Origin of the sequence: Rhizobium sp. ZPR4 (assembly GCF_040215725.1) — a bacterium.
GTDB lineage: Bacteria > Pseudomonadota > Alphaproteobacteria > Rhizobiales > Rhizobiaceae > Rhizobium > Rhizobium rhizogenes_D.
In genome coordinates, this window is record NZ_CP157970.1 from 15,241 (window position 1) to 39,293 (window position 24,053).

Sequence of the window (24,053 nt, forward strand, 5' to 3'; positions counted from 1 at the left end):
TAACTCAACTTTGCACAGATTTATGAGTTATAGCAATGGTGTCTATCGCTCACCAGATGTCGTAGAATGTAGGCTTGGCGGCCTGGTCTAGATTGCCAACCGCGCCGCCCGCCCGTTCTTCCGCTCGGCATTGTTATAGTAACTCGCCGCCTGCGTTACTGACTTATGCAGCGATTGCTGCATGGCCTCTTGCAGCGGCACGCCGCGGTTCGCCGCCTCCGTGAGATAGCCGGACCGCAACCCGTGCGCCGAAAACATCACCGGATCCAGACCAGCCTGCCTACACCGGCCTTTCAGGATCAGATTGACCGACTGCGGTGTCAGAGGTCGTCGATCGATATTACCCCATTGGTCGATACGCCGGAACACCGATCCGCTGTCGATCTGGGCCTCCGCAAGCCACTGCTTCAGAGCAATGACCGGCCGGCCGATCAGAACCGCATGCACTCGGTCGTCTGCGGTCGTCGTCTTCGTGCGACCAAGATTGACGGTGAGGCACGGCAGGAGAGGGGAGGCGGGGTTTCTTGGATCGGCATGGACCGGCTCTTCGTAGACCAGATCCTCGACCCGCAGATCGGCGATTTCCGACCGCCGGCGACCGCCGGAGGCAAACGCGGTGAGCAACAGGGCGCGATCGCGAACATCCGCGAGGCGATCGCCCTCGCAGGTCGCCAGCAGCTTTGCCAGCACATCACCGGTGACTGCTCGTTTGCTCTTGCGCTGCCTTGGTCGTCCACTGGCCCGCACAGCGAGCCGCAATGCGGCCTTCAGTGAAGGCGCGGAGAATTCTCCTGTCAGGCCACGCCAGCGGGTGAGGATCGACCAGGAGGTCAGCCGCCGGCGCACCGTGTCGGGTGCATGCGGACCCTCGGCGCGCAGCAGCCCCTGGGCGCGCAAACTGGCCTCGACCGCGACCGGCATGCCATGCTCGGGATTTTCGGCCCGCTCGACCCGATCCCAGAGATGATGGGCGATGAATTTCAGCAGGAGACTTTCCGGCGCCGGCCAGGGGAGGGGCGTACCGGTGGCGAGCTCGCACCAGGCTTCGAGGTAGCCGAGATCGGAGGCGAGCGCCCGGAGCGTGTTGGCGCCCATGCCTTCCTTGGCCAGATGTTTGAGCGTGGCGACATCCTCGTCGGTCAGCAGGGTGGCCAACTGGTCGCGGCGGGCAAACGGTAGGATGGCGTCGAGCGCATCCAGCTCTTCGGCGCGGGCGTGCACCGGATCGACGGGGGAGGGGAGGGCTTTTGGCTTCGGCATGGCAGTCCCTGGCGCTGTGATTTGCCCTGATTTTATCAATTTTGGGCCTCGAAATCCATCACTATCGATACTTGATACCTATCAATAGTAATTGCCACACAAAACCACCGTCCGAGCAACGGAAGCAAAGACCAATTTTGATTCATTATGGCAATAGAATAGCGTTAATTCATATGGTTAACGAAGCGGAAAATGGAAACTTCCACGGTAAACGGGGGTAAAAGGGGCTGCTTGGGAGGCAAGGCAACATCGATGTGCAAATGGGCCTCTGCCGAGTTTCTATCATAATCTGGAGGAGGACGCGAGGCGTCGATTGGATCGAACATCGTCGTGGGACGGTAGCTGTCGACGTTGTTGGTGGGATGCCGAGCTCAAGCTTTAGCGGCGACAAGGCCCGCCAGCGGTGGAACATCGTGGCCGTCGATGCCGAGCCGATCGCCGATATACTGATAGAAGGAGAGACCGAGCTTTTTGCAGGTCTTCATCAACCCGAGCATGGTATCGCGGGAGATGCGGCCGTCCCCGCGACAAACTGCGTTTGCGCTGGGCTGATAGTACCGCCGGAGACTTTTCTCTTGGTGACGAAGGTCCGCAGGTCGTTCTCCGACGCGTTGGTATGCAGAGGGATTTCTGGATGCTCGAGAACCTTGAGCAACTCGTCCTTGCGTCGATGCAGCCGCTCAAGCAGCTTATCGAGTGCGTCATAGCCGGTGCGCATGGTGAAGATCTTGTCGAACCTGCGTCGGAATCCCTGGACCGCGTGCAGTGAGGGCTTTTGCTTCCAGGCCTTCAGCGTCTTGTAGAACCGCCAAACGAGATCGCGCACCAGCGCAACCGATCGTAGCTCCTTCGGCTTCGCCGGCATCAGCTTTTGTAGGAGGCGTTCTGCGTGGACCCAACACAGAGCATGATTGCCAACCCGGAACTGACCCGCGTCGTCGGAAACGATCACCATATCACCCACGAGACCATGATGCCGGATGGATCCCCAGATGCCGGCTTCCGCCAACACTCCGACTACTTGCCTGTCGAATATGTCGATACTCTTGCCGGCCAGATATTCTAGGAACGGTACCTCATTGCAAAAGCGTTGCGGCTCGATGGTGCGCAGCCTGGCAACCAGCATCGGATCGGCGCGACGTTCCGCCGAATAATCGAACGCAGCGGCGTTGAGGACATAATCCTTATAATTACCGCGCAGCAGGGACAGGAAGTTTAGCCGCGATTTCGAGGCCGATGTGCGGAAAACGGTAAAATATTCGCCGCCGATCTGCGTCGTATGAGAATTGCCGCGTGCATGGCGGGCGCCAGTGTCGTCGACAGTGACATAGGAGGACGACACCAAGCCGGCATGCAGCACCGCCGCATCCTCGGCGACAAACCCATCCAGCCCTTTGGCCAGAAGGCGCACGACCTGACGCTTGGAGATGTCGATGCCGACATCATTCAACAACGTCGTTAACCGCCCGGTCGTTACTTGGCCTTGCGCATGCAGCATCAGGCAAAGCCGTCTAAGGTTCGGGCCATAGCTGCCCATGATCCCCGCCGGCAACGGTGCGATCACCGTCTTGCCATCGGGTGTTATCCAGCATTCGCGGCGATAATGCACAAGCTCGACCGCCAGCACCAAGTCACGTACGAAGCAGCTCTTATAACCCTTAAAGCGGGAACCGGCCGGAACACCCGCGCGCAAGATCTCTTCCCGGCTCACCCGCTCCGCATCCAGCTTGGGGCCGCGCGGCTTCTTCTTACTCGCCGACTTATCGTTCGCGCCATCAGTCGCTTTCTCCATGCCGGACGGTCGAAACGGTGGGCGCGACGGCAGGTTCTTCAACCGTGCGATCTCGTCACGCAACAGCTGGTTCTCGGCCTTCAGACGGGTATTTTCCAGACGAGGCTCCGCGTTCTCTTCGCGAAGGGCTGCGTTTTCGGTCTCAAGCTTTGCGAGCCGGACTTCAGCTCGTTCAGCTCGTTCCAGCAGGCCGGTCACCAAACTGCGCAACGCGTTCAGCGAAAGCGTGTCGGCATGCTCTGGGGAGGGAAGCGGTCTCCGTGCCATGCCGGAACTGGATCATGATTTGCCCCGACCAAGGAATCCCCGCACCGGCAACCAACTCGCTGAGCGAGCGCTTATGCACACTTCTCTCATCAGTTGGCTGAAAACGTCGCCAACCAAAATGCCCCACTTACAAATCTCGGCAATTGGGGCAAATTCGGCTGCCGTGCCACGCTAGCATGCCGCCGGGATCGGTGCCTCTCTCCGTGGATCAGATGGATCCCGGGCGCAACGATGATCTGATACGTTATGGCCGCATGGTTGTTTGACTGCTCCGAAGTGCGGCAGGCAAGATTGCAGGGATCGCGTTAAGCGGGCCTAGTCGGGTAGTGCTGCGACCCGCGCTCGTCGGTTCGCTTATTTCTCGCGCAGATAGCCTGTTTTGGCATAATTCCGCCAGTCACGAACCCAATCCGTGTCGGTGCAACTTGGCCTGTACAGGCCGCGCCCGCTCAGCAGCGGCTGCTTGAGGACGCCAAGTTTATTAGACGAAGCGAGGTCCTTGAGGGTCTCATCGACTTTCTTACGCTCCTTGGCAGAAAGCACGTGGCACTTGTCGTCGATTCTTGCGGTATGGAAGGCCAGATTGAATATCAATCCATAACGCGCGGTATTGCTCGCAGCGCTTGCGCTTCGGCAGCCAAGGTACGGGACTGAAGTAGATAGAAGCATGATCACCATGAACACGATGCTTGGTCTTTTGAGGTGCTGCATTTTTCTCTCTGTCAAAGAAGCAATGTGTGATGCGATCGGTAGTAAGGCCGTCAGCGGGGCCTGCTCGATCCTATCAAGGCGGCGCGAATTTGTGGATCTCACTCCACGGCTGCTTGCGGGCCTCTTGAATATAATCATCGGTGAGTGCGCTGCCATCACGAGAGTTGAAGACTAAGCGAACGTCATTGTAGATAATATGCGGGACAGGAGGATATCCCTGCTTGAACCAGTTCATGAACCAGCCCTTCCAGACCTTACAGTAGCCGGATTGCTTCAGCATGGCGCTGTAATGGCGAGCTTCTTTTTCTGAAACATCAACCCGCGACAGCATAATCAAGTTGGCCAGAACGCTGTTGAAGTTCATCGAGCTGATCGTTTCGCTCGGCAGCCAGAGCGATAGCCTGTCCTGAGCGGCGACCGCATCATCCATCGCCTTGACGATCTTCATCCGTTGGTCGGTGCCCTCCAAGGGCTTGAAGTCGTATCCGAGGTCGGTCGCCTCAACAATAATCATTGAGTGGTTCTGCGCAGACCGGACATCAAAGCCGATATATCCGCCGGTGGGATCGAGCGTTTCGCACAGGTCAGACCACTTGTCGAGAAAGCCCTCGAAGGTGTGATTGAGGTCGGAAGCAGTCAGCGCCTGCTGGGCAATTTTTGCCTGAGCTGCCGTCTGGTAGGCGGCATAGGCCGACGCGAGGGCCGAAAACGCCGAAAGGCCAATGCCGATAAGAATTGAATATCTCTCAAACGTATTCACGTCGCGCCCCCTGTGCCCGAACGCAATATAAACAAGCTCTGCGCCGGGAATAACTTTCTATTGCCGAAATTCACAACCTGATTCAGCATGAAGGCGAGGGGCGGTTCCTATGCACTGATCCTCTCCCACTTCTGGATTCCCTCGAGCATCAACGCCCGACCATCTAGATTCATTTTCATCTCTGTGGATGAGACTCTCTGATAAGTTGTGATGAGCAGGCGCTAGCTTATCATTGTGGTCGCCAATTCCTTTTCCGATCGGGCGAAAGGTCGACCAAGTGCTGAATCTACACGTCGATAACGACACGGTACGCGCATCTCGTGCTGGTCACACTTTCCATGAGAGGTGGGCCGCTCGCCGCGCATTGCAGCTCCTTTTTCCGACCGATGGCCTCAACGCGATGGCCGTTGAAGGTATTTCTCATACTGAAACCGCAAACCCCGGGCGGCGGGCCGAAGAGGTTGCCGACCTTGTTTTCTATTATGGTCTTGGCGATAACTTCGAGACATGTACGAAGCTTGAGACCGTGCAGTTCAAATACAAGGTCGATGAAGAGCCCGTAACGGCTGCGTATCTCAAAAAAACCGTCGAAAAGTTTGCCGACACGATCGTTGGCTACGAAGAAAAGTTTTCTACTTCGGAAGTAGATGCGAAACTCTCCTTCATCTTCGTCACCAATGCACCTTTTACCGATTCTCTTTGGAAGGCAATCGCCGCCGCTATCGATGGCAGCACACCCTCAGATCGCGGCGCAGCCACTCAAGCCAGAAATCTCCGGCGCTGGTGTCGCGATCGTAGGCTCTCTGAGCCCGCCAGACTCTTCAGCAAGATAGTTTTCAAAGCGGGAGAGGAAAGCCTCGCAGCTCAAGATGGCGCGCTGAGGCGAACGTTAACGGATTGGTCAGTCAGCGAGGACACAGAGGCTCGAGCCCGCCTCTTTGAATTGCAGGGCCTGGTGGTAAGGAAGGCTGGTCCGACCGGTCAGCGCAACAATCTAATACGACTTGAAGACATCCTGAATGCGCTCGGATGCGAAGTCGAGGATCTGTTTCCAGCCGAGGAGCGCTTTTCACCTGTTGGCGAGGTAATCCAGCGAGAGGAACTCTCACTGGTGGCCGACGTTTTGAAGGGCCACCTTCCCGTATTCGTCTATGCAGACGGCGGCGTAGGAAAAACAGTCTTTGTTCAAAGCCTAGCCGCAACGATGACGAATGAGTTCGAAGTGGTCGTCTTCGACTGCTTTGGCGGCGGGTCTTACCGATCTGACAATCAGTCACGCCATCTACCGCGGATCGGTCTCCTCCAGATCATCAACGAGCTCGCCGCAAGGACACTGTGCGATCCCATTTTGCCGAGCGGGGACGACAGCCGGAAGATCGTGCGCACTGCACGACGTCGCTTAGCGCAGGCGGCAAAGGCGGTAAGGACTCAGTCTCAGAAGCACGGTATCCTCCTCATTATCGATGCCGCTGACAATGCGCAGCTGGAGGCTGATGTTCGCGGTGAACTGTCTTTCGCAAAGCTGCTACTCGAGGCCATCGATGAAGAGCCTATTGAAGGCGTCAGTCTTCTTCTCACAGCCCGTCCATACCGAAAAGCGGGCGTCATAGGCCGCACGAGAGTAACGGAGATCGAACTCGGTCCATTTACCGAGCCAGAGGCCCGAGCATTCTTGGCGACTCGAAAGCCTGACGCCTCCGCCATAGAGATAACGACGGCTTTGGCTCGTTCAGGGCGAAATGCCCGCGTGCTCGACTATCTTGTCCAGACCTGGGACACCAACGTCGTTGCAGGCAATGCGGCAGCGACCATCACCGTTCCAGAAATCATCGCCCAGCGCTGCGCCCAAATCATCGGCGAGCTCCGTACCATCGGATGGCCCGATGCGGAGGTCGTTGAATTCTTTGTGGCAATTTCCCTTCTGCCTCCGCCAATCCCACTTGACCAACTTGCCCTGGCACTGGGTTGGTCGATCTCGCACGTGAGGACTGCCGCATCCGATCTTGCGCCTATGCTGGAGATGACCTCGCATGGAGCCATCTTCCGTGATGAGCCCACAGAGACCTACATCAGAGAAACATACTCGCAACGAACAACGGCGCAGCGGGCGATAGCTGACCGACTTCTCGCCGTTCAATCGACGTCGGCATATGCGGCCGAGGCCCTCCCGCACTTCCTTGTTGTCATCAAAGACAGCGACCGCGCCTTTGCTCTTGTCGATTCCACGACTTTTCCGACGTCGGTTCAATCGGATTTCGGCAGGCGGCGGCTCACTCTAGCACGGCTCCGCTCAGCGTTTCGCTTGGCATCAGACGAGAATGACTTTGATCGTCTGATGGGTCTGAGCATGCGGCTCGCCCAGGTAACAACAGCCAATCTGCGCGGCGATGAGTTTATCAGGCGGTCGCCGGAGCTGGCTATTCTCTTGGGTGATGCCGATTGCTATCGCAGGCTTGTCGCTGATCGTGCAGGCTGGAGAGGTGCGAAGAGTGCGCGCCTAACGATTGCCCATCACTTCGCCGGTGATGAAGACGAGGCAGAAATTCAGTGTGAGAACACAGTCCGATGGATCAACTGGCACGTTGAACAACCACGTGACCGAACAGAGTCGAACGCGTCTGGGCCCGACGCGACCGACTATGCAGCGATCCTGCTGCATAACGTTGTGAGCGGTGCCTTCGAGAACATCGATCGCAATCTCTGCCGATGGAACGATAGCTTCTCATTTTCCGTGTGCAGAGAATTGCTGCGATTACTCGAGCTTTTCGACCCAGGGATCTTGGCGGGCCTCGTGACGTTTGCGGTCGGTAACAAGTGCCAGTCGAAGATGCTCAAGCTTCGGCTGCTTTCTCTTCCGCAGCTGCTCACCCGGAAGCAGGTCAAGCTGCTTGCGGCTGCGATTGGAACGCTATCGCCTGTCGAGGACGATCATAATGAAAGTTACTCAGTCCAACCACCCAAGAGCGGCACGCGCGAGATTGTAAGGGCCGCATTGACCGCGCTCATTTCTGGTTCTCGGGCCTCTGCAGCCACCATCACCGGCAGTGTCGTCGTCGAGCGCCCTTCTGCATACGACTATAGCGGGCGGTATGGCTATTCTCGCGCATGGGGACCAGTTCGCCATGCGGCTGTTCGCATATGGTCATCAGGTAAACGGCTGCAGTTCCACCATCTGCTTCCGCGCAATGCAAAGATCGACAAGCATTCAAAGGCGGTATCATCCAAAGCCGAGGCGAAGAAATTTCTGAAGAGCCTCACGGAACCTAAGCCAGCCTTCAAACTGAAAAAAGGAGAGAAAAAGGGCCTTCAGGCGAAGTTCAGTGACAGGGAAGCAGACGAGATCAGTGAAGCTGTCGAGCTCGCGCTTTCGCTACTTCGACCGATAGAGGAAGCGGTGCTGTCACGAAAAGGGGTTACCGAAGCTACAGTCACTGCCTTTATGTCGGTTTGGCGCAAGTGGTTACGCAACGATGTGCACTGGCAAACTGAGCGTTCTGCGGACTTGCTCGCACGCACAGCCGGTCTTGGTTGTCTCGACATCTTGCTGACCCACGCTCCCAAGGTCGCTATCACGCAGGCAGAGGAAATCACAACGATCCTTTCCACCGGCCGCTTTTCTGTCTCCGAGAAAATCAATGTGCTGACAGAGCTTGCGAGAAACAACGACCTCCATGAGGTCGCAGGCCGGTTTGCTCAAACGATCGCTGAGCAAATCCGCCAGGACGACAACATTGACCAGCGTGGAGAGTACTATGCCGATCTAGCTGCCGCGCTCATACCGATGAGCGTCGATGAGGCCAGAGAATACTACCGGCAAGGCTTGGCGCAATTGGATCAGATGGGCGGCGAGAGCTATGACCAGATATATTCACTGCTCCATTTCGCAGCCGTCCAAAGCGGCGGTTTCCTTGCACCTCAGCTCGGTCAGCGATTAATGAACCTGTGCCAGACCATTATTTCCCACGAGCCGAGCAAGTTCGGTTGGACATTGTTTGCCCGAGCCGCCGCAAAGTCCATCGGCTTTCCGGCCGTGTTGAAGCTCATTCGATGGCACGACCAAGATGTTTCGCAGCTCTCCTACGGTTTGCCGCAGCTCGCATGCTTCCTCGCCGAAAATGGGCATCTGGACCCACGCCGCGCGGCATTCATACTTACAATCTGTGAGGACCACGGCTGGTGGGATTGGAAGTCCGGTGAGGCAGTTTCACAGCTGCTCCAGATGTCCTCACTCTCAGATCAGCGGCGAATCTTTTCCACGATATTGGAAAAACTTAAGATCGAGCATTCATTCGGGGGTTGGCCTAGCCTGTGGGAGGGCTATCTTGCGACAGCAACGAAGTTCCCCAACCTTATCACATCCGACGAGATTACTGAGCTCGAGGCGCTGAAGGCCGAATCCCAGAGGAAGCAGGATGAGTTCAACGACCGAAGCAAATCGTCGCATGAATTTCTGGCAAAAGCAGCCTCTGAGCCAACCGAAGCCGAAATTGAAAAGTGTATCGCGAAATGGGTTGCTGACTGCGACGATTTCAGCGCTCCGTCGATCGACAGCGCACTCAAAGAAATTGAGCTTGCAGAAAAGCGCCCATACAATATCCGTCAGGGCTTTATCCGAGCCCTGCGCGCGGCATGTCCATATGCGGAGCGGCTGCCCTTTCTCTTCGCAATCATTGATTCCACAGAGATTGGTTTCGCCCAGTCGCTCGATATCGTTTCGGAATGTATTGCCGCTTGGAAGGGTTCGTCTGCACACCTGGCCTCCCAAACAGGATTGCTCACAAAGCGCCTGTTTGAAACGAAAGGCGCCGAGATCTTCGAGGGACAGTTCTCCAGTGTCGCCCGTGGGATTCGCCAGCTTTCCGAATTCTGCAATGACGGCAGGTTGGTATTGAAGCTGATCATTCGCAAGGTGGCAGCAGATGAAGTTGAGCTCGACGGTGATGAGTGGCTTCAGCTTGCAACAGCCCTTTGCGATGCAGCGTCGGGATCGGCAAGCATAGCCGCTTTGGAGTTGATACTGGGAGGGCCGGCGTCTCGTATCGCTGATGAGATCGGCGAAGGGCCTTTGCGTCCGGACCAAATACAAGTCCCAAGTGAAACTGATATGTTCGCCGACCTGCTTTGGCACCTTCTGGGCGATAGCGATGCGTATATTCGCTGGACTGCTGCGAGAGGAATGAGCGCTTTAGTGCGCCTCGAGCTGGTTCCCGACATAGATAATCTGCTTGCCCGTTTTGATTTGAGAAGTATCCCAGGACTTGCATCGACCGATCATCCTCTGTCCTTTCAAAACTCCCAGCAATGGCTATTGATGGGACTAGCGCGGGCGACATGGCGTGATGGCAGGTCGCTGGTAAGTCTACGACCTAAACTTCTCTCACTTGCGAAACGAGAGGATTTGCATGTCGTTAACAAAACCCATCTCGTGCGGGCGCTGCGAAACATCGATGGTGGCCTGCAAGATGTGGAACTGGCAACACTGCAGGTTGCGAACGATGAGCCTGCAAAAGGGATCGTCGTAAGCGACGCCTACGCGTCTGGCACCGGACCCAAGACGACGTTTGACTTCGACTACGAGTTCACGAAGACTGAGATCTCTGGTCTGGCACGTCGATTCAACGTACCCCAATCGACCGTCGTGGAAGCTATGGGGCATCAGATCCGACGGCTTTGGCCGGAAGCGACGTCTATGGCGTTCTTCCCAGGCCGGTCACGGTATCGGTGGGACTTGGGCGACCGCTATGAGTTCTATCGCGAGCATATTCAGAAACATGCATTGCTGGGCGCCGGCACAGCACTTTCAAAAACTCTCCCGGTGGTCATCAGACCCTATGAGGTCGATGAGGGATCACCATGGATAGAGTGGCGCGATCGCTACGATGTGACCTTTGATGATGGTTCCTGGTTGTCAGACCGGAAGGATCGAGTCCCAGACCAAGCTATGGAGAATTTGCTTGGTGAAAGGAAAGGTCGGCAGGAGACATTGCAGGACCAACACACAATCCTTCGCAAATTAGGTATCGATGCTCCCACAGAGATGGCTCTAACGCCGATCTATGGCAGGTGGACCTCGCCTGATGGCGTGACGGTAAGCATCACTTCTGCGCTTACAGATCAAAAGGGTGCTATTGGCCGCTGTAAGGATTTCGTTAAAGCGTCGGCTGGTGACTTTTGGCTTCCCGAGTTTTGGGACGATGGTTACTACGATCACCGCGGTCGTCGGAAGAGCCCATTTGATCCCCTTATCTGGGCGCCCGAAGCGAGCAGGCTAGGCGTCGATGAAGGTGATGAGCTGGCTGCCGAGGGGCCAGCGATCCGCCCTCGCCTCGGAATTGACCTAACCGCAGACCTTGGCCTTCGTCAAACGACGGAGATTACCGATTGGTTTGCAGCCGAAGACGTGCTCGCGTTGCGGAGTCAAGTTTGGGGCAGTTGGAAGCCAGACCCCGATGAAAGGAACTCTCGTCATCATGATGACGGCAGGATCCTGTGGGCGTCTCCCGTTTGGCTGGATCCAACGCTTGTAAAGTTAAAGCGGCTGCTCGTGTCGACCATCTCGCTCTGGAAGCATCAGTCGACCAGAGACTATGACTCAACGGGCGTGGAATCGATATTCCTCGTCCTTAGGGATATGAACGGTTCGTATAGGATTTGGCAGGCAAAGAAGGCTGCCAACCAAGAGTATTAAAGCTCCGAAGGAACGGCTGCCAAATGCGCCTGCACCGCGCAGTTGCATTGATCATCTATGAAAGGCATTTCTGAAGATATGGGGTGCGGTGTTGTAGCACTAGCTGTGAGCCCACACGTACGATTTCGCACTAATCTTGTTCTGCCCCCTTATAGACGCCGCGCTATGCTGCGATCCGCGACACTCTGCTCATCCTCGTGCAGCGAAACGAGAACGCTCGAGCGGAATCGACGCGGACATGGGGTCAGACGGGAATGCCGATGATCTTCGACGAACTGATCGTACTTGAACCCAGGTCATAGAAACCTTCGTTTCAACCGCGTTAGGCGTTGCTGACGCTCGGGGGGTGTGCATCCGTGCGCAATATCAGCCTTGCGGCCTTGTTATATTCTGGTGGGTTCCAGACTACGCCTTTATCCGACGGCGCTGTTAATAGGACCGTGGAGCAGGCAAGGCCGGCCGCATCGAATTTGCGTGCGATGAACTCGCTTTCGCCGCGGTCATGGCTCGACATGATCAGCTGATAGCCGTTCAATTCGACCATATTACGCATCACATCGACAAAGGCGGCCGTGTGAATGATGTCATTATGCTGTAGCGGATCGTCGAGCAGTAGGGCGCGCCAGCGGGACCAAGGATAGGCGGTACTCGCCGCGCAAAGGATGCTGAAACCATTCGCGGCAAGCTGACCCTCGCTCAAAACGACCTGAGGCGGCAAATCTTTCTTCGTCTCGATCGCATTGGCGACCTTCTCGCGGTAGCGCAGCGCCATGCCAAAACTGGTCGCATCGACCCTCGTGTCGGCCTTGAACTGAATGCTTTCACCGGGCGTGCTCAGCATCGCCTCATTAAAATCGTCGATTACCGCATTGAGCGGGTCTAGCACGCGCGCCGAGAAATCGTCAGCCTGCTTCTGAAGGTCCTCGGAGTAGCGGTTCACCGCACTGCGTGCCGTGGTGGTGAGTTTGACCGCCGTACGCGCCGCCTCGAGCTTTATCTTTAGCGCAGCCAGATAGGCCGCCGGATCCCGAGCACCGTCGTCACCTCCGGTCGCCCGCATCGAAGCGGCGATCTCGTCCATTTCGCTCTGGAGAAGCGCATCCTCATTTTCGCGGCCAAGGACCAGTTGGCGTTCGGCCAGTGACCGCAAACTCGCCAGCACGGCCTCGATGGCGGAGAGCCCGCGGTCATATTCAGCCTGGCTCGGAATGTCGTTGAGACCAGCACGCGCCCAGCGCTGCTGCATCTGCTGCGCCGCCTGTTCCGAGGTTGTGCGGGCCGCCTCGGCTGCGGCAAGGTCGCGCTGCGCGAGGTCGAGCGCCGCCTGCTCGCGCTGGACGTCCGCAGACGCGCTGGTCGCCGCCTCGCTCAACTGTGCTAGACGAGCCCGCGCGTCTTCGCCGCGCTCGCGTTCAGCCGTTAATCTCGCTTCAATGTCGCCGATCGTAGCATTCGATAGATTGCGTGCGGCGATGCGATCAGCGCAGGCCCTGTCCTCTGCCTGATACTGTTCCACCCGTGCGCCAAGCTGATTGTCACGCGCGATCAGTTCGTCGAGATCAGCGGCAACGCTCGATCGCTGTTCGGTTGCCGCGGCCGCGTTTGCCGACAGCAGTTCCAGCGCTGCCTCTGCCGCTGCAAGTGCGGAATCCGCATCGCGTGCCCGGGCTGCCGCAAGCGTGGTAAGGTCGCTCTCGGGGGCGGTAGCGAGCGTTTGGGCAATGCTGGCACGTGCATTTGTCACCGCATCAGCGGCTGTCCTCGCGACGCGTTCGAGCCCGTCGACCGCCGCCACGACCCCGCGAAGGCGACGTATTCCATCGCCGAGCGCGGGCCGGGTGCTCCGCAAGGCCTCCAACGCGTCATCGGCTTGCGCAAGGCGATGGTCGCTGCCCGACGCCGCAGCATCGGCAAGCGCCTTGAGCGCGCCCGGCTCAAACGGTGTTTGACACACCGGGCAGTTGGTTTCGTCCTCATGGATATGGCTGGCAAGCTGCGACAAGGCCGCACTGACCGCTGACGCATGGCGATCGGCCTCAGCGCGTTCGCGTTCGGCATCGGCAATCTTGCTGTCGAGATCGGCTAGCTGCGTCTCGAGCGGGACAAGTTCGGAAGCGGCGCGTACGGCGGCCTCGCGTCCATAGGCCAGTGCGGACTCGGCAGCCCCGGACTCGCGTTCGAGTTCTTGGCAATCCGCCATCGCCTCGTTTAGCGCACGCGCCGATGCGGCGAGACTCCGCAGCCTCGCAACTTCGGCACTCGCCTTGCCATGTTGGCTTATCTTCGCGTCTGCGTCCACGATCATCATGCGGTGCTCGGCGATCGCCCCGGTCAGCGACGTCCGATCCTGCTGCTCAGTCGAGATCAGCTCGGCCAGCTGGGCACGACGGGCAAGATCAGTACGCGCGGCATCAAGTACAGCGATGTTCTGGTCGATCGTGGCGATCGCTGCGGTCTGCGCGGTCACTGCGGCGCTGGTCGAGCCGACCAGCGGTGACGCCAGATCGAGCCGCGCCCGCGCATCGCTGATCACGCTGCGGAGCCGCACAAGACTTGGATGATCGAGCCGACCTTCGGCCTGGCTAACTAGAAACTGCGCTGGAAGCGCCGAGAGTCCCTCCAGCGTTGCCTTTCGTTCGCCGGTCACCCGCAGGGCTTCGCCGATCCGATCGCCGAGCGCCGCGAGGCGCTGTCCGAGGCCCTCGCTCGTGACGGAAAGCGGCTGGCTCGATGCGAGCCACTGAAGGTCATTCTCAAGCTGGTCGATCCGCGCAGCAACCTCGTCGGCAGTCAGCACGCCGGTGGCGCGGGCGGCAGCGCGAAGCCGCTCAAGGCGGCCCATCCATCCTTGCCAGTCCGCGATCTCCCGATCGAGAGTGGCGACGACGCCTTGTTCAGCGTCGAGCCGGCGCGTGAATGCAGCGATGGTCGGTCGCCCGCGCAGGCCCGCGCGGATACGCTCGAGCCGATCGATGCCGCTCGGCCCCTTGAGCGCCTGCCACTGATCCTGCGGGTCGCGGCTGGTGAACCGTTGCTGCGCTGCTTGGCCGAGGAAATGAGTGAGGGCGAGATATGTCCCCAGATCGTTAATCGTGCGGCGGTCTGGCCGCGCAAGTTGAGCGACGATGTCCGCCATCGCCGTGCCGCCGGTTGCGGTGCGCTCGACAGCGTCGCCATCCGAGAAGGTCAGCGCGACGCTATGTGACCCCGGCTCAGCGCCCCGGCGCGTGAGATAATCCTTCTCGACAAGTTTCTTGCGGCCTTTGTTGATATAGGGTTCGAACCGGCGGATCTTGTTGGTTAGTCCCCATTCGATCGCATCGAAGAAGCTGCTTTTTCCCAGTCCGTTGGTGCCGGTGAGCAGAACAAGACCGGGCGCCGCCGGAATGTCGATCGCGAAGTCGCCGAAGGTCCGGAAATCCTGGATCGCGATGCGGGAAAGGAAAATCTCGCTCATGCCTGACCCCTCCGACCCCAGGATTTGACCAACGCTGCGACAATATCATCCGGCGTCTTCTTCTCGTCGAGCGCTATCCGCTCCCATTCGTCCGCCGTCGTCCGCGGTAGACCCGGTGTGGTCGCACCGGTGCCGCTCAGCTCGTCGAGCGCCACATCCTCGAACTGGCCTTCGGCATGGACCCATGGCCGGGCAAGGAAGGTTCGCTTGAGGAAGTCGGCGAAACTCTCTTCGTCATTCAGTGGATCTTCGGGACGCAGCCACGCCAGCTTGCGAGCGACGCGGTCATCACGCTCGACCATCAACGCCATCGCGCGCCAGGCTTCCTGCCCCTCGCTCGCTCGTGGTCCCAGTAGCATCAGCTGCAAGTCTAGTGTCTCGTTAGCCCCAAGGAACGAGCGCGCGACGACACATTGATTGCGGTAGCGCCGCAGCGTCTCGAGCACCGCTTCCATGGCGGCCACGTCGGGCAGGATGCCCAGCACGATATTGAAGCGATCAATCCGGATCGCATGGCTTTCCGCCGGCAGATCGGTCGGACTGAGCGTCGTCGACTTGGCCGATCCGCCGTTGAAGGTTGCGCTCGCTAGTTTGGGCCGATCCTGGACCTTGAGCTCAAGCTTTAGCGCCGCGTTGCGCAGCCGGTCAGCGAAATCAGCCAGTCCAGGTGACAGAGTCGCACCATCCGTCATGCCGCACCTTTCATGATCGTCTTTTCGAGCGCCTCAAAGTGCCGCGCCTCCACCGTTGCCAGCAGGGCGCGTAGCTCGGCCAGACCCGCCGCCGCCGCGTCGATGAAATCGCGACTGATCGACATGATCACCGGACCAGAGCCATCCGTATCGCTCAGCCCCGGCTGGTCGGTGTCGATCTGCGCGAACGGCCGTTCGGCGATTCGGTTGACCTCGATGGCACTTTTTACGACGAGGATGACGAATTGAGTCTGCCACATGAAAGAGGCAGCACACAATGACATCTCGTCACCGTTGATCATGTCGGCCGCGCATCCATGACCGGCCCATTCGCTGTCACCGTCACGTAGGCGAACCAGATTACCCGGCCTGGCGCCTTTCGGCGATGTGGTGTCCCAGGCTGCGGCGATGGCAAGCGCGACCGCGGTGCCACGCAGGATCACGGGCCATTTGCTGGGGCCGACGAGAATCTGTGCCGCGTCGCGATGTTCGTCCTCGTCGACCGCACAGATCATCAGGCGCAGGAAATGGTTCAGCAGTGCCGGGTCGTCTGTAAACGACGCATGCCAGATCGCCCAGGTCGCGGCCATGGCCGCCCGAAGATCCTGTGCGATCTTGACGTTGATCGGGCGGCCGGGATCGGCATTGCTGGCGAAAAATGGCTGGAGGTGTACGTCTAGGCGCTCGAGCAGCCAGCTATCGAGCGACCGGTGAATGCGACGCGCGAGAATATCGAGCGGCAGCGCAACCGGATCCTGGGCAGCGCCGCCGGGATTGCCGGCCACGATCGCTGGCATCGTCATACCTTCAGCGTGCGGCGATTCCAGGCTGAGTTCGCGGACCAGCTGGCTCCACAGGCCGGGCGCGGCGTGGAGCCGGCAATTGATGCTGTGACAGGCGACCCGCAGCACGGCCCCCGCAGCGGCGCCAAGAGCCTCGGGAGCATCGGGCAAGATGATTTCAAAGGGCTGCTGCTCGCTCCACGATCGGATAAGCTGCTCCGCCGGAACCGCGCCAGACCAGCGGATGTTGGCACCTTCGCGCAGAAGCTGCACTGATATGGGGAGCTGGTTGGCTGCCTGTCGCTGCAGCCGCGGCGCGAGGATATTCGCGCTGCGCGCTGCCTCCCGGAAAAGGGAACGTGCCGGTCCTGACAATTTCGGGACAAGCGTCGCGTCGCCATGGCGGGCAAGCCATTCCCTGTGCGTCACATCGAAACTGGCCAGGTGCGGGGCAAAGGGAGCCCGCACGACTTCGCGCTGGGGACCGCGCCGCACGATCACCGCATCCGCCGCGACCGTCTCCCCGGCGCAATCGAGCCAGAAGGGGGCGATAACCGGCGCCGGATCCGGCGCGTCGATCCGCGTGACGCCGCCGCATTGCAGATGCCTGAAGGAGCGCTGGGCGTCGCCCGCACAGGCTTTGATGGTGAGATAGGCGGCGAGCCGGTTGAGCGTTGCCGTTGAAACGTCGAACAGCTCGGCATGCTGGGTCTGAAACGTTAACTGCACGCCGGGGCGGAGTTGCTGCGCGACCGCAGCCACGAGGCCGATGTCTGTGAGGGATTGAAGAAGCTCAGTGTCATAGGCCGCCATGAAATCGAAGCGGGTGCCCTTGGCATCCTCAGCGCGAGCACGCATATCGATCGCGGCAAGGACCGGCTTCAACGCCGCGATGCCGGGATGTTCGGAGATCAGCCGAATCGTCCCGGCGTGATCGAAATCGCGGGCTCCGGCGGCCACGAAATCGATCAGGCCGCCGTCGCCCGCGCCACTGACGAAGAATCGCGGGGTCGGCCGACCTGCAAACTCGGCAACCGGAACGCCGGCATCGGTCCAATAGCTGGCACTCTGTATCGACGGCAACGGTTCGCCCGGCTCGAGCCCGAACCCGACGGCGAGAAACACCATATGAAACTGTTCGCGCAGCTCCGCGCCTGGCGGCGGTGGCGGCGCATTGAGATCGGTGATGTCGAGCTGATAACCATCTGCAGTTCGTGTGAGCGCGGTAACCTGATGGCGCAGCCGTCGCTCGAGTCGCGGCGCGAGTCTGACAGCGATGTCCTCGAATCCAAGTAGTACATCGTCACGGACGGTGCGGCATGTCCCAGATTCCCAGTCAAGGATCGGCAGGTCGGCTATGGGATCGGTCGTGTCGTGTGCCGGCCAATCGTAAATATGCGGATCGAGCCGCCGCCGATCAGTTGTCGACTGAAGTGGGAGAAGCGCAGCGGCGGATTCGAACAAGATGACCTGCGACCCGGCTACCAGCGCTGCAGCTGCGGCTGCGGTGACGCCTGCCGCGCCGCCGCCAACGACCGCTATCCTCGGATTGGCATGGAGATAGCCAAGTTCTTTGAGCGCGTGGACCAGCGATAGCGCCCGGACCTGTTGGGAATAGAAGGTGATGCGCCGGTCGAAACTGCCGATCACGAACAGATTCGGCCGGTCGCGAACAGCCGCACCGTCAAGAATATCCTGGGCGAGCAAGGCATCAGCCAACGACGCGCACCCCCGCAGTCGCTCGTGTTCGCTGTTGCGAAACCATGAGTGTGAAGTGAGCTATCGCACACGTATTTAGCAATATTCTCCCCCTCCGGTTGCGTCGCCGTGACAACCGGCGCTTTAATCTATATGAGGGAAGCGAGGGTGCCGCAACATTCTAATGGTTTTTACAGCCGGGTCGCTGCTTGCCGCTCAATTTCATTCATTAGCACTTCCGCGCAGTGTCTCGACCTACGCCATAAACGGCGGGAACCATCCCAACCGGATAGTGCCAGGTGGCCGAAGCTAGACGGACCCGGAACTGCTCTGGCGAAGCAACTATGGGTTATACTGGCTCTACAGGCATCTTGAACAAGGGTTCACCGTTCACCTCAAGCCGTTTGAAAGCTGCCTGCCTTCCTGGAACCTGCCGTTCGTTCGGCCTGTCCGCTGCACGATCGCAGTGGCAGAATAGGAACCTTCCCCGGAGTACCCGTCAAGTCGTCAATGATCTTTGTCGGCCTTCTTCGCCGCGTCCTCGCGCTGCTTGAGCTGCTGTTTCCGGACCTGACCCGCTTCGTGGAAGAACTCGAAAGGCAGTACGTCGAAGACGTCCCCGAGATTTGAAGGATCGTCCCGCGACCAGAGAAAGAAGGGATCGACCAGCTCGATGATCGCCAGGAGCCTAGCCCATTGGAGGGGCTTCGGCGACGTCAACAGAAGGGCCCGATGCTCCATCGCCGACGCTTCCAGCGCACGCCGCCGGACGGCGTCGCGAGCGGCTTCCTGAACGCCGGGCGAAGCATCCGCGGCGAGCGTGTCGAGCCATACGAGCGAGAAACAGGGAGGTATCACCGCCGCCAGCCGGGCGGCGATGGTCCTGTCCTTGGCGCGCGAGGCCGTTGCGAGTGGGGAGGCCAAGGCCGCGAGTCCCTCGCCACCAAGGTGGATGCGCAGCCGCCGCTCGAGCTCCAGGCGAAGCGAAGGCTTGGCGGTGCGATATCGCTCGATCAGCTCCCGGCCGGCGCGCTCGGGATCGATCTCAAGCATGAGGTCGGCCGCCGCGGCGAGATCGTGGCGAACCAGGAGGCGACGGGCGGCGAAATATGCCTCTTTGGGTTCCTCCTCGCGCAGATAGTCGATGGCAGTGACCGCGTTTCCGCGGTCGAAGCCCGAATAGCGGTAGCTCGCCCGCACCAACTCGTCATGGGCCCATGTGTCGCCGGCTTCAGCAAGCAGCTGCAACTGTCTTCCGTCGATCACCAGATGCCCATTCTCGCGAGAGCGCCGGAGAAACTGGATGATAGCTGCCTTTCCCGCGGGATCCTTCAATAGCACGTCCAGATAGTTCCGCCGTGAGCTGGAATTGGTGCCGAGGTCTTGCGCCGACAGCCAGTCAATCACAGCCTGTTTGGCTTCCTTGTCACCCCTCTCGGCAAGATAAGTCGCGATGAACTGCGCCTCATTATCGAACTGGTTTTCTAGCATTGCGCGCGTCAGCGGAAGGATTTCAGGGGTGTAAAACTGCAATGCCCTGAAAGAGCCGAGGATCCTCCGGCGAAGAACAACTGGCGTGTCCGGCGACAGGTAGATGGCGACCAGCGGCTGCGCGTCGTCAGGATCCAAAAGGAAGCCAGTGAGTGCGGCCGCGGTGTCGAGCGATGCCGGATCACCGACCGCCAGGAGCTCGGCGATCCGAACGCGGAGCCCGGACAAGTCCCTCCCGGCCGAGCTCCGCATCTCGGAGGCGTTTATGTAGACGCCGGCACCAGCACGGACCATCGCTTCGAGCTGCGCATCGCAACCATGTACCGCCAGCGCGTCCATGCGCTCGCTTTCGCCATGGGGCTGGACGCCAGCGTCGGGCGGCACCTGCTGAAGCGCGGAAGCGATAGTGCTCGAGCTCGACCAGAGCGACGCTATGTAGCCATCCTGGCGCCCGAACACGTTGGGCCTGGCGAGCTCGGCCAGGACCAACTGGTCGTAACCCTGCCCAGCAATCATCGCGAGGATCCGCTCGCATTCATTTCCGGTTGTGTCGAGGGTCATCGAAATGCGTCCGCGCCGGGCCGATGCGAAGCGGACAAGATGGGTCTCGAGTTCGGTGCCGGCGCGGGCTCGTAGTGCCTCGAACTGCCAAGGCTCACTGAGACGCGGCAGGAATCGTAAGGGATGACCGGGACCGTCTTCGCACCTGTCGGGATCGTCACTGTTCGTATTGAAGGTGCGAAGGTTCTCTGCGAGCGTGTCGAGCAGAAGGTCGAGGGTCTGGGGGTCCATCGCTTCAGGGTTGAAGCGATAGTAGAAGACCGTGTCGGTATCGGGCTTGTCGCCCGACTGAACCCGCGTGCGGATGGCAGCGGCGAGCGCGGTCGGGTCCGCTGCATGGAGATCGTCGAACCACCAATTCGCGGCCCGCCAGCCATATACGTCGCTGCCATCCGCGATCTGGCGGATAGCCTCATGGGGATCGAGCAGCGATAGGCTGCGCAGGACCCGATCACGAATCCATTCGTCGTCTTCAGCCGTGGCATCGAGGATCGGCAAAAGCGACGTCTCGCGAAAGTGGCCGATAGCCGCGATTAGGGCGGGGCTGGGCATCTGCATCAGTGTGGCGATCCGGTCGCGGTGACGGACCCAGATCTCCGCCGCAGTCTCGCTATCGACCGATTTGATATCTTTGAGCACCCAAAGCATTTGGTCGATCGCGACGGCCTGGGTTTCGGTGGCGAGCTTGGTGTCGAGCCAGCCAGGGTTAGCCCGGATCGAAGCGTGAAACGCCTCCGAGCTCAGTTGGTACGCGAAGAAGGCACTCGACCGATTGTCTCCATCAGCATCGCTCTTGGCGGCTTCGAAGGCGATCGACCGGGCAAAGTGCACCCCCCAGATCGCGTCCAGCGCCGCTGCAGCCGGGACAAGACGGGCAGCCCTGAGGCCGATCACCACTTCACGCTCGTCGTCCGAGGCGACCTGTCGCGCGATCAGTTCCCGCACCGGTTCCGGGTCAGACTCCGCGACGGCCGCGAGCGCCAATGGGATGTTGCGCGGAATATCCCAGTCGCGCTCCTCGTCGAACACGCGTTTGCACAGCAAATCGAGGGCGGGCACTATACTCGACCCGATGCTGCCGAAGCCGGCGCGCCACTTGTCCTCCGACCGTGCCTCCTGCGGCAGGCCGATGATATGCTCCCAGGTCAGGTCGGCGACGAACTGCGGATCGCATTGCTCGGCCAGCAGCCAGAGCGCATCGAAGTAGACGTAGCCGAGGCGGTTGCCGATCCGCTCCTTCTTCTTGGTCAACAAGCCATCGATCGAGGCAAAGAGTTCCTCGGCCTGCGGCGCGGTCAGGCCTTCCTCCTGGATCTTCTCGGCGACCGCTTCGGCGATCGCCCAGTTGAGCATCCGGTCGGCAGCGAACTGAATGCGGTCAGCGACCGGACGGCGGAGCAGGCCGACCTGCTCCAGCCTCAGGATCGCCTCGTCGTTGAGCTCGACGGCCTTGAGGTCAGGGATCCGCCATGGATAGTTGCTCTGACCGCCTAGCAGTCGGGCAGCCAGCGCCCGAAGCGCATATTTGTCGCTGGGATGGTCCGCCTGCGCGCGCGCTTCGCTGATGGCATATTCCCAATAGCCGCTGAAGAGTTCGTATTCGGAGACGCCGGCCCAGGACTCGCGCTTCGGCAGCTTGACGAAGATGCTCGCATGAACGGGCTTCAGGAGAAGCTCGAACACATCGTCCGGCATCGTTTCCAACGCTTCGGCGCGGTCATGATGCGTGAGGAAGCGATGCAGGTCGGCGCTGCGGAAATTGCCGATCTCGATGATCTCAGCATCCTTCCGGATATCCCTAATGACTTTGGTGATGCGGGGCTGGGCCGAGACGATGACTCGGACACCATGTTCGTGCCACTTGAGCCGGGCGAGCCGTCCGGCGAACTCGCGGTTCTGGACGTCGTCGATATAGACGGTTAGCCAGAAGCCGTTGTCCCATTCGAACGCGTCCCGTAGGCTCTTCGCCATGATCGCGATCGTCCCCTCTACCCCGTAGGCGGGCTCCCAGATCCGTTCGCTGATGCAGGCGACGATGTCCTCGATCTTTGTGGGAGACCGCATCACGATGGCGAGTTCATCCCGCTCGATCTGATCGAAGCCGAGCTGGGCGAGCGTATAGGTCTTGCCCTGACCGGATTCACCGGACAGGATCGCGAAGTTGGCCAGAATCTCGGGTAATCCCCGACGTGCCTGTTGCTCCGATACATAGCCGGCGAGCTGCGTATCCTCGTCGATATGGCGCGCCAGCAACTTAGGCAGCGACTGGATATGGGCAAGGCGGCGGTGCGCTTGAGGGCTGATGAGCGCCAGCAGGTCCTGTGGCGTCAGCTTCGCGCCGTCAGTGGCAAGCTGCATCATCTGGCCGAGAAGCTGGTGGCGCTTGTCGCTTGCGGACTCACCCGGCATGAGCAGTGGTGTTAGCCGTTTGTCGATATCGTTCTGCGTGGCGTCGACATCAATGACTACGATACTGAAGCGGTCGAGCAAATGACGCAGCTCAGGGGTAACCGAAGCGAGCCCTGCGGCCTCTGCCAGCCGCAGTTCGAACGCGTCGCGTGTAAGGCTCGAATTGCCCCATTTAAGCCGGCGTTCCGATCCTCGGACGCGGGCCGCGACATAATCCTGTAGGCGACCAAGGCCCTTGCCATTATTGGTAACGAAGCGAAATTCCTGCTCCTGGCCCAAGCAAGCTGCCTTCAGAAGGTCGGGAAAGACATCGGAAGCGATCTCGCCGCTGTCCCATGTTCTGGTAGCTTTGCGCATTTTCACCTGCTCGACGATGTCGCGAGGACCGCCAACGACCTGAGCGTCGCCGCCCTCTGCGGGCTCGAGGTGTAAAACGAGCTGTGATCCTTCGCTAAGCGCGGTGAAGGTGAGGCTCATGTCCAGGCCGAGCTTGATGCTGCGCAGGATCTGCAGAAGAAAACCGGCAATCGAGCGCCGACCATCCGTCTCGGCGCACATGTTGATGGTTATGGCCGGGCGCACTGCAGGCATGTGACAATTTTTCCTTCGGCAACTATCCAGAACGCCCCCTGCCTCTTCTAATGGGAAATTGGACACAGTGCGATCGCCGAGGAATATGGTGTCTAAACGCCCGCTGAACAACGCTCCGGGATGGGCTTTTACTTGCTGAAAGCTGAGCACGGAAGGTGACCAACCGTCATTCAGAGGCGCAAAGCGAAATACCCCGCCACGTCGTCTCGGGACACGGTCGGCAGGCGAGTACGTGGACCTGGATTGGCAAATGTAATGGAGCTCTAACTTGCCGGACAAAGTGTGCTGGTCTAGATCCATTTTCTAGTTTGGCCGCTTCATTCGTAGTAGCGAGAACGCGGATTGAAGCCACGCATTTTTCCGAAATGGCGACGGAGCCAAAACCGCCGTAGGTTCCTCAAGAACCGGCCTGTATTGCGTGCTCGCTTTGGAAGCGCTGGTTTACCCAGCTTTATGTCCCTTAGGTGGGCTATGGCGCGGTGGTAACGGATGGGTGCGTGATCGTCGAAAGTTACGTAAATTATGTCCCCGATCTTCTCCCAAATTACAGCGATGCTCTTTGATGGCGCAAACTTAGCATGCCGGATGCCATTCCCGTTGTGGCGTAGCATTTGGCCCCTACTCGGAATGGGATCAAAACCAAGATTCCCTATCAAAGCCTCGATTTGCGGTCGCCGCTTGTAGAGGTCAGCCTTTGATAAATCAGCGCCATCCTTATCCTCAATCTCCTCGATCAGCGCCTGGAGAATTTCGAAATGCTTAGCGTTCTGAATCTGGAGGTTGTCGAACCAACGCTTTGCGTATGTGCGGTTACAGAAGGTAATCTTCGAAGACACTGCCCGAATTCCGAAATTAATCGACCAGCTGTAGCCATGCACTACAATCTAGCCGAGC

At 59.4% G+C, this 24,053-nt stretch carries 9 protein-coding genes; 1 reads left to right on the forward strand and 8 read right to left on the reverse strand.

Going from position 1 to position 24,053, the window contains the following annotated elements:
* Nucleotides 1-87 precede the first annotated feature (87 nt).
* From ABOK31_RS33380 to ABOK31_RS33395, 4 genes are all read right to left on the reverse strand, one after another.
* The gene (locus tag ABOK31_RS33380) at nt 88-1,260 is read right to left on the reverse strand and encodes a tyrosine-type recombinase/integrase (RefSeq protein WP_349963013.1); all 1,173 of its coding nucleotides are present in this window, start codon (nt 1,258-1,260) and stop codon (nt 88-90) included.
* Nucleotides 1,261-1,744: 484 nt separating this feature from the next.
* Complete coding sequence (locus ABOK31_RS33385) at nt 1,745-3,094, reverse strand: transposase (protein WP_349963014.1); 1,350 nt, start codon at nt 3,092-3,094, stop codon at nt 1,745-1,747.
* Nucleotides 3,095-3,673: 579 nt separating this feature from the next.
* On the reverse strand, nt 3,674-4,030 hold the full coding sequence (locus ABOK31_RS33390) for a hypothetical protein (protein WP_349963015.1): 357 nt from the start codon (nt 4,028-4,030) through the stop codon (nt 3,674-3,676).
* A gap of 73 nt (nt 4,031-4,103) precedes the next feature.
* Nucleotides 4,104-4,790 (reverse strand): hypothetical protein, encoded by a 687-nt coding sequence (locus ABOK31_RS33395; protein WP_349963016.1) that lies wholly within the window; start codon nt 4,788-4,790, stop codon nt 4,104-4,106.
* Nucleotides 4,791-5,067: 277 nt separating this feature from the next.
* Between ABOK31_RS33395 and ABOK31_RS33400 the strand changes: the two genes are divergently transcribed.
* Nucleotides 5,068-11,478, forward strand: a complete 6,411-nt coding sequence (locus tag ABOK31_RS33400; RefSeq protein WP_349963018.1) for an NACHT domain-containing protein — start codon at nt 5,068-5,070, stop codon at nt 11,476-11,478.
* Nucleotides 11,479-11,800: 322 nt separating this feature from the next.
* On the opposite strand, the gene ABOK31_RS33405 is transcribed toward ABOK31_RS33400, so the two are convergent.
* The 4 genes from ABOK31_RS33405 to ABOK31_RS33420 form a co-directional block, all read right to left on the reverse strand.
* Nucleotides 11,801-14,935, reverse strand: coding sequence for an AAA family ATPase (locus tag ABOK31_RS33405; protein WP_349963020.1), 3,135 nt, complete (start codon nt 14,933-14,935; stop codon nt 11,801-11,803).
* Nucleotides 14,932-15,627 (reverse strand): ABC-three component system middle component 1, encoded by a 696-nt coding sequence (locus ABOK31_RS33410; RefSeq protein ID WP_349963022.1) that lies wholly within the window; start codon nt 15,625-15,627, stop codon nt 14,932-14,934. Before ABOK31_RS33410 ends, ABOK31_RS33405 begins: the two co-directional genes overlap by 4 nt.
* Nucleotides 15,624-18,128: an ABC-three component system protein gene (locus ABOK31_RS33415; protein ID WP_349963024.1), complete on the reverse strand. Its 2,505-nt coding sequence runs from the start codon at nt 18,126-18,128 to the stop codon at nt 15,624-15,626. Before ABOK31_RS33415 ends, ABOK31_RS33410 begins: the two co-directional genes overlap by 4 nt.
* 486 nt (nt 18,129-18,614) lie before the next feature.
* Nucleotides 18,615-23,159 carry a hypothetical protein gene (locus ABOK31_RS33420; protein WP_349963026.1) on the reverse strand — a complete coding sequence of 1,515 codons (4,545 nt, stop codon included), beginning with the start codon at nt 23,157-23,159 and terminating at the stop codon, nt 18,615-18,617.
* Between the last annotated feature and the right edge of the window lie 894 nt (nt 23,160-24,053).

Coding starts and splice junctions, on each gene's coding strand:
- ABOK31_RS33380 (WP_349963013.1), bottom strand. CDS start 1,260: ATGCCGAAGCCAAAAGCCCTCCCCTCCCCCGTCGATCCGGTGCACGCC.
- ABOK31_RS33390 (WP_349963015.1), bottom strand. CDS start 4,030: ATGCAGCACCTCAAAAGACCAAGCATCGTGTTCATGGTGATCATGCTT.
- ABOK31_RS33405 (WP_349963020.1), bottom strand. CDS start 14,935: ATGAGCGAGATTTTCCTTTCCCGCATCGCGATCCAGGATTTCCGGACC.
- ABOK31_RS33410 (WP_349963022.1), bottom strand. CDS start 15,627: ATGACGGATGGTGCGACTCTGTCACCTGGACTGGCTGATTTCGCTGAC.
- ABOK31_RS33420 (WP_349963026.1), bottom strand. CDS start 23,159: ATGCCTGCAGTGCGCCCGGCCATAACCATCAACATGTGCGCCGAGACG.